A 12561-nucleotide genomic window follows, 5' to 3' on the forward strand; every position below is an offset into this window, starting at 1 on the left:
CGCGTTCAGCCCCGCGGAACGTCGAGGGGGTTGAGCCGGGAAGACCGGTTCAACCCCCTCGCGCGTTGCCGGAAGCGGGGTCTACGATGACGCCATGCTCGTGGAGGGTACGATCCGTTGGCAGGTCACAGAGGACTGCCCCTGGGACGTGCTGCTCGCGCTTGCCCTGCGCGATCTGGCCGGCCTGGCGGGGGAGTGCGCCGAGACCATCCCGCCCGTGCACCCGGTGCCCGTGCCGATCGCCGCGCGGCGCCTGCCCGCGGACCTCGACGGTATCGATCGGGTCGCTCTGGCGGCGCAGTGGCGCGGGTGGTGGGCCGGAATCATCCTGCGCGAGACGCGCCCCTTCATGTCGCCCGTGCGCCCGCCGCACTTCGAGGTCTTCGACCGGGCCCTCGAACTGCAGGAGCTGCTCCACCGGCATTACGACGCGGCCATGCGCTGGAGCACCGACCGTCACGCCGAGTACGAGCGCTCGGTGCGGCAGCGCGGGTCGTCGCTTCCGGCGATCTACCGGCTCGTGCAGCGTCGGCAGCTGCAACTGCGCCGGCAGTCCAACTCGTTCCGCGTCGACCTCACGGTTCTCCCGCTGTCACGCTACGGCGGCTGGGTCGTCGCGCCCGACACGATCGTGGTGAGCTCATCGCTGCGGGACGATCCCGAAGCCTTCCAAGCGTGGTTCGAACCGATCGTCGAAGCGCTCGTCTGACGGCTGGTCTAACCGGGGAAGGGCGCGCGCACGTCGCGACCGGTGAGCGCGAGCAGGCGCGACTGCAGGGGTGCATCTTCGTCGACCGCAACGGGTGAGGCGAACAATCCGGATGCCTCGAGCGTCTCCTTCTGCGGCGCGAAAACGCTCCACACGGCCTCGACCAGGTTGTCATCGAGCTTCTCGTCGGCGCCGACTGCCTTCGCGAGATCCCACGTGTGGACCGCGACATCCGACACCTGCTCGGCCAGGTATTCGCGCACGGTCACGGTGTCATAGCTGAGGTGCACGGGCGCGTCGTGGGATGCTTCCCGCCACGCGTTCGTGGCCCGCTCGGAGTGCTGCCGCCACTCGGCCTTCAGGTCGTCAGACAGCGGGTTGAGCAACCCCTGCGCCTGCCGCGTGGTCATGCCGGTGAGCAGTGCGGACACCCACTGCTGCTCGTCGATCACGTGCTGCACGAGTTGGCGCACGTTCCAGTCGGTGTCGGGCGTCGGGGCATCCCAATCGCTGACCTGTTCGAGGCGACGCGAGAATTCTTCGTGCGCGGTGCGCTGCAGTTCCAGCCAGTCGTAGTCGGTCATCGGTGCCTCCCGGTCGGTGTGTCCCCGACCACTGTAACGCCCGGGCGCGCGAGCCATTCCCGAGTGCCGGGCGGCGGCCGGGCGGGGGCCGAACGGGTTTCGGTGCCGCGCTTCCGAGCGGTGCCCGCACGCACGGCGCCGGCACGGATGCTCTCGCGCCCCGCCTCGAATGTCGGTGGCGCCTGAGACAATGAGGTGTGTCCCGCCAAGATGGTCTCTCGCGTCGCGTCTCCGACGACGACGCCTCGGGCGAGGGCGCGCACATCCTCCACATCGACATGGACGCCTTCTTCGCGTCGGTCGAATTGCTCGACTACCCGGAGCTGCGGGGCAAGCCGGTGATCATCGGCAACCCGACGGGCCGCTCGGTCGTGACGAGCGCCACCTATGAGGCCCGGCGTTACGGCGTGACGGCCGCCATGCCCGTGTCGAAGGCCATCCGCCTGTGCCCGCAGGCCGTCATCCTCGAGCCGCATCACGCGCGCTATAGCCACTTCTCGAAGCGCGTCATGACCATCTTCGAAGAGGCGACGCCGCTCGTCGAGAAGCTGTCGATCGACGAGGCGTTCCTCGATGTGGCCGGGGCGCGTCGGCTGCTCGGCACACCCGCCGAGATCGGTCGCATGCTGCGCCGCCGCGTGCACGAAGAGACGGGCCTCACGTGCTCGGTCGGCGCGGCCGGGTCGAAGTTCGTGGCCAAGCTCGCGTCGTCGGCCGCCAAACCCGACGGCCTGCTGGTCGTGCCGCCGGCCGAGACGCTGCAGTTCCTGCATCCGTTGCCCATTCGAGCGCTCTGGGGCGTGGGCGGGCGCACCGAAGAATCGCTGCTGCGCATGGGGCTGCGCACGGTCGGCGACGTTGCCGCGGCACCCCTATCGGTGCTCGAGCGCGCGGTGGGTGCGGCCACGGGGCGCAAGCTGCATGAGCTCGCGCGCGGCGTCGACGACCGGCGCATCGTCACGCAGTCCACCGAGAAGAGCGTCGGCCACGAGGTCACATTCGACGAAGACATCCGCGACCCGGCTCGCATCAAACGCGAGATCCTCGGCCTGTCCGATCGGGTGGGGCAACGCCTGCGCGCGGCGGGTCTTTCCGGCCGCACGGTGTCGATCAAGGTGCGTTACTCCGATTTCACGACCGTCACGCGATCGCGCACGCTCGAAGACCCGAGCAACGTCTCGAAGCGGTTCTACGAAGAGGCCACCGACCTCTTCGATGCGCTGCACACGGATGGCCGCGCCATCCGCCTCATCGGCGTGCGGGCCGAGCAGCTGACCGAAGGCGGCCCGGGCGCCCTGCTGTGGGATCCCGACGAGGAGTGGCGCGAGGCCGAGACCATGATCGACTCGCTGCGCAAGAAGTTCGGCTCGGGCGCGATCGGTTCGGCGGCGCTCCTCAGCGGCACGACGCGCACGGGCCGGGATCGGGCGGCCGCGGCATCCGCCCACCGGGCCGACCAAGCGCGTCGAGAAGCTGACCGCAACCCCTTGGACGGGGAAGCCCCACAGAGTAACTTTGGGGCATGAGCAACCTTTCTCTCGACCTGGCCAACTCCTTCAAATCGCTCGGCGTCTCAACCGTCTACGGTGAGCCTGTCGAGTTCGAGGGGGGCTCCCTCATTCCCGTCGCCCTGACCTGGTACGGCTTCGGCGCCGGCGAAGGGGAGAACATCGAAGACGGCGACGAGAACGTCGCCGGTTCGGGTTCCGGCGGTGGCGGCGGTGGCGCCTCCATCCCGATCGGCGCCTACGTCAAGGCGGCCGACGGCATCCGCTTCGAGCCCAACGTCGTTTCGCTGCTCGCCGTCGGCATCCCGGCCATCTGGGTCACGGGCAAGGCCCTCGCGCGCATCATCAAGGCGCTCAAGAAGTAGCCCTCACTTTCTCGGCCCCGCGGCGACTCGCCGCGGGGCTATAATTTTGTCAACACGGGAGTCCGGTGAGCCGGGCTGAGAGGAAGGTTCTCAACCTTCGACCGTCGAACCTGATCTGGATCATGCCAGCGCAGGGAGGCATTCATCTCCTTACCCGTGCCCTCATTCACCGAATAGAAGGGGCACGAATCGTGTCAACGCGCACCGAAACACTCACCCAACCGCAGGCCCCGGCCGCCCCCAGCCGGTTCCGTTGGCGGGTCGTCGACATCGTCGTGGCCAGCGTGCTCGGCGTGGCCGCCGGCATCGTCTTCTGGGCCTGGGGCCTCGGATGGAGCGCCATCAGCGCCCCGTTCCAGTTCCTCCCCGGCCTGCAGGCGTCGCTCGCCACCCTGTGGGTGGCCGCCGGAGTGCTCGGCGCCCTCGTCATCCGCAAGCCCGGCGCGGCCATCTTCGTCGAGACCGTCGCGGCGGCCGTCTCGGCCCTCGTCGGCACCCAATGGGGAGGATTCCTCACCATCGAGGCCGGCATCGTGCAGGGCCTCGGCGCCGAGATCATCTTCCTGCTGTTCTTCTACCGGGTCTGGAACCTGCCCGTCGCCATGCTCGCGGGCGCGGGCGCCGGTCTCGCCATGGCCATCAACGACCTGGTGCTCTGGTACCCGGGCTCGGCATTCGGCTTCGTCGCGGTCTACACGATCTCGGCCCTCGTCGGGGGTGCCATTGTCGCGGGCGTGCTGCCGTGGCTCGCGGCCACGGGGCTCGCACGCACGGGTGCGCTCGATCGCTTCGCCTCGGGACGGGCCTCCGCTCGACGTGTCTGACGACAAGGCGATGTCGGCGCGCCCGGCCGGGGTCGAGGCCCGCGGCTGGGCGTTCCGGCACGCCAGTCGGCTCGCGTGGGCGGTCGACGGGCTCGACCTGTCGATCGCCCCGGGGGAGCGCGTGCTGCTCCTCGGGCCGTCGGGCGCCGGCAAATCGACGCTCATCCAGGCTCTGGCGGGCGTTCTCGGCGACAGCGCAGACGAAGGCGAATCGCGGGGCTCTCTTCTCATCGACGGGATGCTGCCCGCCGCCGTCCGCGGTCGTGCGGGCCTCGTGCTGCAAGACCCCGACTCGCAGGTGATCCTGGCGCGCGTGGGCGACGACGTGGCGTTCGGCTGCGAGAACCTCGGCGTCGATCGCGACGAGATCTGGCGCCGGGTGGCCTGGGCGCTCGATGCGGTGGGCCTGCACGTGGCGCTCGACTATCCCACGTCGCAGTTGTCGGGTGGGCAGAAGCAGCGGCTCGCACTGGCCGGTGTGCTGGCGATGCATCCGGGCTTGTTGCTGCTCGACGAGCCCACGGCCAATCTCGATCCCGCGGGCGTGGCCGAGGTGCAGGATGCCGTGGGGCGTGTGCTCGAACGCACGGGTGCGACGCTCGTCGTGATCGAGCACCGGGTCGACACGTGGGCCTCGGTCGTCGACCGTGTCGTCGTGCTCGAACCGAACGGTGGCGTCAGCGCTGATGGCTCGGTCGAGCGGGTGTTGGGGGATGCCTCGACCGCCGAACGCCTGCGCGATGCGGGTGTATGGGTGCCCGGGTGGCGCCCCGAGGCGCCGGCGCGGCGCACGCAGCCGGGAACGGGTGCGGGTGCGAGTTCTGCCTCTGGCGGCGCCATCGGTACAGCCCCTCCCGCTGGTGCCGGTGCCGGCGTGTTGCTCAGCGCCACGGGTCTCTCCGTCGGGCGCCCCGGCCAGCATCCCGTGCAGACCGATCTCGCGTTCGAGCTGCGCGACCGCGAACTCCTCGCCATCGAGGGCCCCAACGGCGCCGGCAAATCCACGCTCGCGCTCACGCTGGCGGGTCTGCTCGCTCCCCAGTCCGGCTCGGTCGTGGCGAGTGACCTGCTCCGGGGCGACAACCGCCTGGATGCCTCACCCCACCGCTGGCGGTCGCGAGAGCTCCTCACCCGCATCGGCATGGTTTTCCAAGACCCCGAGCACCAGATCCTCAAGCCGACCGTGCGCGAGGACCTGCTGGTGGGCCCGCGTGCCGCGGCTGGCGGGCGTTCGCGCCGGGTGCTGCCCTCCGACATCCTCGACCGCGTCGACGAGGTGCTCGAGCGCCTGCGACTCGCCCACCTCGCCGAGGCCAACCCCTACACGCTGTCGGGCGGCGAGAAACGACGCCTCTCGGTGGCCACGGCGCTCGTCACCGAGCCGCGCGTGCTCGTGCTCGACGAACCCACGTTCGGCCAGGACGCCCGCACCTGGCGCGAACTCGTGGCCCTGCTCGCCGAACTCCGCGACGACGGCACTTCGATCGTCGCCGTCAGCCACGACGCCGATTTCGTGCGCGTGCTGGCCGACCGGCGCCTCGAGCTGCAGGCGGCGACCGCAGCAGACCGATCTGACGAGCGCTTCGGGGGAGTGATCGCATGACCGCCCCGTCAGCAGCACCCGCCGAACGCTCGCGACCCGGCCCCGTCATCTACCGCGTCAACCCGGTCGCCAAGCTCGCCGCGACCATCCCGCTCAGCCTCGCCCTCGTGCTCACGCTCGACTGGCTCTCGGCCACGGTCGCCCTCCTCCTCGAACTCGCGTTGCTCGGCTGGGCCGGCCTCGGTTGGCGCCAGTTCTGGCGCCGCACGCTGCCCATCTGGCTGGCCGCGCCGCTCGCCGGGCTCAGCATGGTGCTCTACGGGCAAGCATCCGGTGCCACCTACGTTCAGTTCGGCATCCTGCACGTCACGGATGGCTCGATCGCGATCGGTGTGGCAACGGCCCTGCGTATCGTGGCCATCGCCCTGCCCGCGGTCGTGCTCTTCGTCACGATCGACCCCACCGACCTCGCCGACGGACTCGCCCAGATCGTGAGGCTCCCGGCGCGTTTCGTCCTCGGGGCCCTCGCCGGCCTGCGCATGGTCGGCCTCTTCATCGACGACTGGCGTTCCCTGGCCCTCGCGCGTCGGGCACGCGGCGTCGCAGACTCCGGCCGCCTGCGCCGTTTCGCGGGCCAGAGCATCGCGCTGCTCGTGCTCGCCATCCGCCGCGGATCGAAGCTCGCCACCGCCATGGAGGCCCGCGGCTTCGGCTCCTCCCTCCCGCGCACGTGGGCCCGCGCCTCCCGCTTCCACCGAGCGGATGCCGTACTCATCCTGATCGGAACCGGCATCGCCGCCGCGGCCGTCGTGGTCAGCGTCACGGCGGGCACCTGGAACTTCATCCTGGGCGGCTCATGACCGACCTCGCTTCGCTCACGGATCTCGTGCGTCGCGCCTGGGCGGCGCCGGGCCCCGGGGTCCTCCTCATCGACGGCCCCAGCGGTTCGGGCAAATCGACGCTCGCGGACGAGCTGCAGGCGTCGCTCTCCGACACCGGTGCCATCCTCATTCGCATGGATGAGATCTACCCGGGATGGGTCGGCCTCGACGAGTCGAGGACGATCCTCGCGCGTGACGTGCTGTCACCGTGGCGTCGCGGCGAGCCTTCGGGTCACGCGCTCTGGGACTGGGCCGCCGACAGGCAGTCGGGATGGCGCGAGATACCCGCCGGACATCCGCTCCTCGTCGAGGGATGCGGCGCGGCCAGCGGCTGGACAAGCGATCCCGCCACCGTGCTCGTGTGGGTGGAGGCATCCGACGACACGCGCAAGCGACGCGCTCTCGCCCGGGATGCGGGCACCTTCGACGCCCACTGGGAGATGTGGGACGCGCAGTGGCGTCATTACCTCGCGCGAGCCGACTATCGAGCCCGCGCCGACGCCGTCATCCGCACCGACTGATTCGCTGAACCGATTGGCCACGCAGGCCAGCATGACACCGGCCGCCCGCGCACCGAGTCGGTCGCGTGAGTCACAGCTCGCGGCGATCGATCCGCATGCTGAAAGATGGTGCCCCCGGCAGGATTCGAACCTGCGACCAAGAGATTAGAAGGCTCCTGCTCTATCCCCTGAGCTACGGAGGCGAAGGGTTGCCCCACCAGGATATCGCAGCCGCCGGGCCCTCTCAGGCCTGAACGAGGCCGATCACGCCGAAGATGGCCGACACGAGGGCGATGACGAGCGAGATGCCGATCAACACGGCGTGCACGATGAGGAACGTCGTGGGCTTGCCTGCAGCATCCCGAGCGCGCGCGTCTTTGCTGACGCGCTTATAGAACTGGGGCCACACGATGGCGTTCCAGACGGCGTTGACGAGAAGCAGGATGGCGAGGGTCACGGTCACGCGCTCAATCCTATGTCGGGCGCCCGCACTAGGATCGAGGCATGGGTAGCGTTACAGACCGCCTCGTGTGGATCGATTGTGAAATGACCGGGCTCGACCTCGCCGTCGACGAATTGGTAGAGATCGCCGTGGTCATCACCGACTTCGACCTCAAGCCTGTCGACGAGGGCATCAGCATCGTCATCAAGCCAGATGCCTCGGCGCTGGCGAATATGGGCGAGTTCGTCACGAATATGCACCAGACGTCGGGCCTTCTCGAAGAGATCCCCAACGGCGTGAGCCTGGCCGAGGCCGAATACGAGACGCTCGAATACATCCTCAAGCATGTGCCCGATCAGCTGAAGGCTCCGCTGGCCGGCAATAGCATCGGCACCGACCGGGCGTTCCTCGCCAAGTTCATGCCGCGCGTCGATGCGCACCTGCACTACCGCAACGTCGACGTGTCGTCGATCAAAGAGCTGGCCAAGCGCTGGTTCCCGCGCGTGTACTTCAACGCCCCCTCGAAGAATGGCGGCCACCGCGCCCTGGCCGACATCCTCGAGTCCATTCGCGAGCTCGACTACTACCGCCACGCGGTGTTCGTGGCTGACCCCGGCCCCTCCAGCGACGAGGCCAAAATCGCCGCGCAGGCGAGTGTGGACAAGTTCGCCCTGGATATGTAATACACTTTTCTAGTTGCGTTCGAGCCCGAGAGGGATTGAGACGCGCATGGTGGGTATAGCTCAGTTGGTAGAGCGCCTGATTGTGGTTCAGGAGGTCGCGGGTTCAAGCCCCGTTACTCACCCCAAGTTGAATTCGATGCCAGAGGCAATCTGGTTCCGGCGGGTCGCGTTCGCGTCTCGGCCGGGTGATCGATCCCCATCCGCACGCATGTGACCGGAGGCTCCCATGTCGACGCACCCCGGTTTCGAACCCCTCGACATCGCGGCCGAGCCTTTCGAACAGCTCGTCGTCGACGAACTCGACGAACTGCCCGACGACATGGTCGACGGCCTCGACAACATCGTGTTCGTCGTCGAGGACCGCCCCGAAGACGGCTCGCTCGACCTCCTTGGCCTCTATGACGGCGTCGCTCTCACCGAGCGCGGCCAATACGGCTTCGGCGAAATGCCCGACCGCATCGTCCTCTACCGCGAACCCCTGCTCGCGATCTCGCGCGACCTCGACGAGCTGCGCGACCAGATCCACGTCACCCTGGTGCACGAGATCGCCCACTTCTACGGCATCGACGACGACAAGTTGCACGAACTCGGGTGGGGCTAAGCGCCGACGCCCGATCATCCGGTTACTCTGACCACATGAGTGCCTCTCACCGACCCCGTGCGCGGTGGGGCCGCATCATCGGAATCCCGCTCGGAACCCTCGTCATCCTGGCCGTCGGCCTCTATGGCCCGGCCACGCTCATCGGTCCGCTGCCGGCCGCCACGTTCACACCCGCGGCCGCCGCGACCAGCGACGTCGCCGGCACTCCCGTCGCCCTCCCCGAAACGGGATCCTCGGCCGTGACCCTGGCCGACGTCGACGAGCCCATCGCGACCGCCGGCACGTCCGACCCGTTGCCGGCCGCCGGCACCGTCAAGGTCATCACGGCCCTCGTCGTCCTGGACAAGCATCCGCTGGGTGCCGGCGAGCAGGGCGCCACGCTCCCGATCGGGCGCGCCGACTTCGATTCCTACACCGACTATGCCAAGAACGGCGCGCGCACGGTTCCCGTCTTCCTCGGTGAGAACTGGACGCAGCTCGAGATGCTGCAGGCGCTCCTCCTCGGCTCGTCGAACAACCACGCCGACTCGTTAGCGCGCTGGGCCTTCGGCAGCACCGAGGAGTTCGTCACACAGGCGAACGCGTGGCTGCGCGAGAACGGCATGCAGAACACGACGCTGGCCGACGCGACCGGGCTGAGCGAGCAGTCGGTGGCGACGGCATCCGATCTCGCCCGCATCGCGCAGCTGGCCGACGACAGTGAGGCCATCTCGGCGATCCTCTCGAACCCGTCCACGGCACTCGCGTCGCGGCGTGGCGTCGACAACACGACCGCTTATCTCGCCGACCTCGGTGTCACGGGCCTCTCACGCAGTTACACGGATGCCGCAGGCGTCAGTTTCCTCTACGCCGCCACGGTCTCCAAAGAGGGTCAGAACCTCACCTTCTACGGCGCCTTCGTCGGACAGCCCGACTACGACAGTCTCGAGGCGAGTGTGCGGGCTCTCATGGACTCGGCGCAGGCCGGGGTGCAGATCGCGCCACCGCTGCCCGAGGGCACCGTTCTCGGATCGATGACGTCGGCGTGGGGTCGCGAGGCCGAGGTCGTGGCCGGGCGGCTCGCCCCGCGCATGGTGTGGAAGACCGACACGGCGAAACCCGTCGTCACTCTCGACGAGGTGCGCATTGCGACGAAGGGTCAGCGCATCGGCACGGCCACCGTGACCGCTGCGGGCGCCGAACGGGATGCTCCGGCGCTCCTCGAGGCGTCGCTGCCCGACCCCGGGCCGCTGTGGCGTCTGTCGCACCCCGTGCCCGTGATCTCGGAGCTGATCGCCTCCTGGAAGTGAGGCAGGCTCCGCCTGGTGCGGGGTCTCCGCAGCCGTCTCGCGGAGTAGATTGGTGGCATGCGTGAACGTCAAGCTGAGATCATTGCCGAATTGGATGTCCGCTCCGAGATCGATCCGGCCGCGGAGGTCGAGCGCCGGGTGCGCTTCCTGACCGACTACCTCGAGACGACGGGGGCCGGTGGGTTGGTGCTCGGCATCAGCGGCGGCCAAGATTCGTCGCTCGCCGGGCGTCTCTGCCAGCTCGCGGTCGAACGTCGCCGCGAGGCCGGAGCGGAGGCGTCGTTCATCGCCGTCCGCCTGCCCTATCAGGTGCAGGCCGACGAGGAGGATGCTCAGCTCGCGCTGTCGTTCATCCAGCCCGACCGTCAGGTCGTCTTCAACATCCATCGCGCGGTCGAGGGTTTCGCGGACGAGTTCCGCGACGCCACCGGCGAGAACATCACGGATTTCAATAAGGGCAACGTGAAGGCGCGCTCGCGCATGATCGCTCAGTACGCTCTCGCGGGCCAGTACGGATACCTGGTGGTCGGCACGGATCACGCCGCCGAGGCGGTGACGGGCTTCTTCACGAAGTTCGGTGACGGGGGAGCCGACATCCTGCCCCTCAGCGGTCTCACGAAGCGTCAGGGCGCGGCGGTGTTGCGACACTTGGGCGCTCCGGCTCGCCTCTACGAGAAGGCACCCACGGCCGATCTGCTCGACGAGAACCCGGGTCAGACCGATGAGGACAACCTCGGGTTGGTCTACGCCGACCTGGACGACTTCCTCGAGGGTCGCGACGTCGAGCCCGCCGTGGCGGAGGTCATCGAGGCCCGCTATGCGGCGACGCGGCACAAGCGCACGGTTCCCGTGTCGCCGGCCGATGAGTGGTGGCGCTGAGCGTCGCACCGAACGAGACACACCGAACGAGACACAGAAGAAGGCGCCCGTCCCGAGTGGGGATGGGCGCCTTCTTCGTGCGTCTGGTGTGGCGGTGGGCGCGTGCCTAGGCGGTGCGCTGGCCGGCGTCGCCGACCTGGCCGTCGTGCTCGTCGTCCTTGCGGACGGCGGCGAGCTGCGCGTCGAGAGCGGCAACGTCGTCCATCAGCTTCTGCGTCTGCAGATCGGTTGCCGCGGGGGTCGCGGGCAACGCCGTTGCGGATGCAGGCGTGGCCGATGCGGATGACTCGGTGGCCGTGGTGTCGGCCGCAGTCGATGCCGGTGTTGCGGAGGAGTCGGTCGTCTCACGGTGGGTGCTCGTGTCACCGGCCGGGGACGTGGATGCGTGAGTGTTGGTGGAATCGTTGTCGGACTCGGGCGCCGACACGGCCGCCGTCGAAGCCGCCGCGGGCACGGCGACGACACGCTCGTCGTCGCGGTACACGACATCGTCGGCCGTGGACGAGGACTTCGTCGACGCCTTCGTGGCGGAGGTGTCATCGGTGTGCTCGTCGCGGTGACGCTTGGCCGACCACTTGTCCTGCTCGGAGATGAGCGCACGCTCGTTCTCGGTGTTCTCGAAACGCCAGCGCTCGAGGTCGGCCTCGAAGATCTTCTTGGCGCGGCCGGGCTTGTTCTGCCATTCGACGAGACGGTCGCGGAATTCGGTGACGACGGGCTCGAGCTCATAGCCGAAGGTCGACGAGTTGCGCTTCATCTCGGCGAGCTGGTGAGCGGCCCAGTTGGCGGCGAGCGGCGCACCCTTGATCGGAAGGAGGCGGATGTGGATGTCGGCCTGACCCACGGCGCGGTCGGCGAGAACCTGCTCGCCGGGCGTCAGCGAATACCACACCGAGGCTTCGGTGGAGGCGTCGACGAGTGCCGCGATGGCCGCTGCTTTCATCTCGCGATCCCGCTGGGCGACGAGGCGTCGCACGGCGGCCTTGGTGATGCCGGACGCGAGAAGCGCCGCGACGATGATGGCGACGGCGATGACCGCCGCGCTGAAAAGGACAGGCCTGGTCTCTGACGCGGTCAGCCAGGCAACGAATTCATTCCACCACTGCATGGCGGCAGACTACTTTCTCGGACGGGCCCGAGCCGGGATGCGCGCCGCCGTGTCGCCGATCCCCGTAACGGCGGGTCTCAGCCATCCGTGACGCGTCGCGCCCGCTCACCCGAGGATGGCTCAGGAATTGCGGAGGCACTCGGCGGCATCGGCGAGCTGCCAGAACTCGCCGAGGGGAACGAAAGCCGAGCGATGCGGGGCATAGCGCTTGGCCACGAACCGCTCGCCCTCGGCCGAGAACGTCTGCTCGATGTGCCCGACGACGTGCCCATCGGGCGCCGTCGCGCGCCACAGGGACGCGTTGACCGGCTTCAGATCGAGCCCGCTGACAACGGCCGGACGACGCCCCTGCGCAACACGCTCGATCGACTGCGCCCAGGCATCGCTCGAGACCGGGTGACGGACGGCAGACGAGGAGCTCGATGCGCCGACTCGGCCCGCCCGTGTGGCGTGGGCGGATCGAGCCGCCTGTGCGGCCTGCGTGGTTGCCATCGTGTTCTCCCGTCGTCGATCGATCTGCTGATGAGACCGACGTTACGGGCGACCACTGACATTCGGACGACCACCGAAACCCGGGCGGCCACCGAAACCCGGGCGACCACTGACATTCGGACGACTGCCGACACTCGGACGACGAAGCGGCCG

The 12561-nt window shown here is 68.8% G+C and carries 15 protein-coding genes, 2 tRNA genes and 1 riboswitch; of the genes, 12 read left to right on the forward strand and 5 right to left on the reverse strand.

Annotated features, from left to right (window positions below):
* The first annotated feature begins 94 nt into the window (after positions 1–94).
* Positions 95–709, forward strand: coding sequence for a hypothetical protein (locus ACUWEX_RS06640; RefSeq protein WP_445997496.1), 615 nt, complete (start codon positions 95–97; stop codon positions 707–709).
* Between the two features lie 8 nt (positions 710–717).
* Here the strand turns inward: ACUWEX_RS06640 and ACUWEX_RS06645 are convergent, their stop codons facing one another.
* Entirely contained in the window at positions 718–1293 is a 576-nt protein-coding gene (locus tag ACUWEX_RS06645) for a TIGR03086 family metal-binding protein (RefSeq protein ID WP_445997497.1), read from the reverse strand.
* Between the two features lie 197 nt (positions 1294–1490).
* Here ACUWEX_RS06645 and ACUWEX_RS06650 point away from each other — a divergent pair, with 197 nt between their 5' ends.
* The 6 genes from ACUWEX_RS06650 (at position 1491) to ACUWEX_RS06675 (ending at position 6935) form a co-directional block, all read left to right on the forward strand.
* Positions 1491–2819, forward strand: coding sequence for a DNA polymerase IV (locus tag ACUWEX_RS06650; RefSeq protein ID WP_445997498.1), 1329 nt, complete (start codon positions 1491–1493; stop codon positions 2817–2819).
* Complete coding sequence (locus ACUWEX_RS06655; protein ID WP_077053389.1) at positions 2816–3166, forward strand: hypothetical protein; 351 nt, start codon at positions 2816–2818, stop codon at positions 3164–3166. Before ACUWEX_RS06650 ends, ACUWEX_RS06655 begins: the two co-directional genes overlap by 4 nt.
* 44 nt (positions 3167–3210) lie before the next feature.
* Positions 3211–3320, forward strand: a riboswitch (TPP riboswitch).
* Positions 3321–3357: 37 nt separating this feature from the next.
* Positions 3358–3990 (forward strand): ECF transporter S component, encoded by a 633-nt coding sequence (locus ACUWEX_RS06660; RefSeq protein WP_445997499.1) that lies wholly within the window; start codon positions 3358–3360, stop codon positions 3988–3990.
* Between the two features lie 10 nt (positions 3991–4000).
* Positions 4001–5593, forward strand: a complete 1593-nt coding sequence (locus ACUWEX_RS06665) for an ABC transporter ATP-binding protein (RefSeq protein WP_445997615.1) — start codon at positions 4001–4003, stop codon at positions 5591–5593.
* Positions 5590–6393 carry an energy-coupling factor transporter transmembrane component T family protein gene (locus ACUWEX_RS06670; RefSeq protein ID WP_079727385.1) on the forward strand — a complete coding sequence of 268 codons (804 nt, stop codon included), beginning with the start codon at positions 5590–5592 and terminating at the stop codon, positions 6391–6393. Before ACUWEX_RS06665 ends, ACUWEX_RS06670 begins: the two co-directional genes overlap by 4 nt.
* Entirely contained in the window at positions 6390–6935 is a 546-nt protein-coding gene (locus ACUWEX_RS06675) for an AAA family ATPase (protein WP_445997500.1), read from the forward strand. The genes ACUWEX_RS06670 and ACUWEX_RS06675 overlap by 4 nt, the downstream gene beginning before the upstream one ends.
* A gap of 106 nt (positions 6936–7041) precedes the next feature.
* Here the strand turns inward: ACUWEX_RS06675 and ACUWEX_RS06680 are convergent.
* Positions 7042–7117: transfer RNA gene (locus ACUWEX_RS06680), tRNA-Arg, on the reverse strand.
* Positions 7118–7158: 41 nt separating this feature from the next.
* On the reverse strand, positions 7159–7377 hold the full coding sequence (locus ACUWEX_RS06685; protein ID WP_445997501.1) for an SCO4848 family membrane protein: 219 nt from the start codon (positions 7375–7377) through the stop codon (positions 7159–7161).
* A gap of 41 nt (positions 7378–7418) precedes the next feature.
* Here ACUWEX_RS06685 and orn point away from each other — a divergent pair, with 41 nt between their 5' ends.
* The 5 genes from orn to nadE all read left to right on the forward strand — a co-directional run bounded on the left by orn (position 7419) and on the right by nadE (position 10808).
* Positions 7419–8039 carry an oligoribonuclease gene (gene orn, locus ACUWEX_RS06690; RefSeq protein WP_079727388.1) on the forward strand — a complete coding sequence of 207 codons (621 nt, stop codon included), beginning with the start codon at positions 7419–7421 and terminating at the stop codon, positions 8037–8039.
* 49 nt (positions 8040–8088) lie between these two features.
* A tRNA-His gene (locus tag ACUWEX_RS06695) sits at positions 8089–8164 on the forward strand.
* Positions 8165–8265: 101 nt separating this feature from the next.
* Entirely contained in the window at positions 8266–8640 is a 375-nt protein-coding gene (locus ACUWEX_RS06700; protein ID WP_079727389.1) for a metallopeptidase family protein, read from the forward strand.
* A 35-nt stretch (positions 8641–8675) separates the two neighbouring features.
* Positions 8676–9929, forward strand: coding sequence for a D-alanyl-D-alanine carboxypeptidase family protein (locus ACUWEX_RS06705; RefSeq protein ID WP_445997502.1), 1254 nt, complete (start codon positions 8676–8678; stop codon positions 9927–9929).
* A 57-nt stretch (positions 9930–9986) separates the two neighbouring features.
* Positions 9987–10808 carry an ammonia-dependent NAD(+) synthetase gene (gene nadE / locus ACUWEX_RS06710; protein ID WP_445997503.1) on the forward strand — a complete coding sequence of 274 codons (822 nt, stop codon included), beginning with the start codon at positions 9987–9989 and terminating at the stop codon, positions 10806–10808.
* A 106-nt stretch (positions 10809–10914) separates the two neighbouring features.
* Here the strand turns inward: nadE and ACUWEX_RS06715 are convergent, their stop codons facing one another.
* On the reverse strand, positions 10915–11916 hold the full coding sequence (locus ACUWEX_RS06715) for a hypothetical protein (protein ID WP_445997504.1): 1002 nt from the start codon (positions 11914–11916) through the stop codon (positions 10915–10917).
* A gap of 120 nt (positions 11917–12036) precedes the next feature.
* Positions 12037–12408 (reverse strand): hypothetical protein, encoded by a 372-nt coding sequence (locus tag ACUWEX_RS06720; protein WP_445997505.1) that lies wholly within the window; start codon positions 12406–12408, stop codon positions 12037–12039.
* Between the last annotated feature and the right edge of the window lie 153 nt (positions 12409–12561).

It is taken from the genome of Okibacterium fritillariae, from assembly GCF_052783725.1.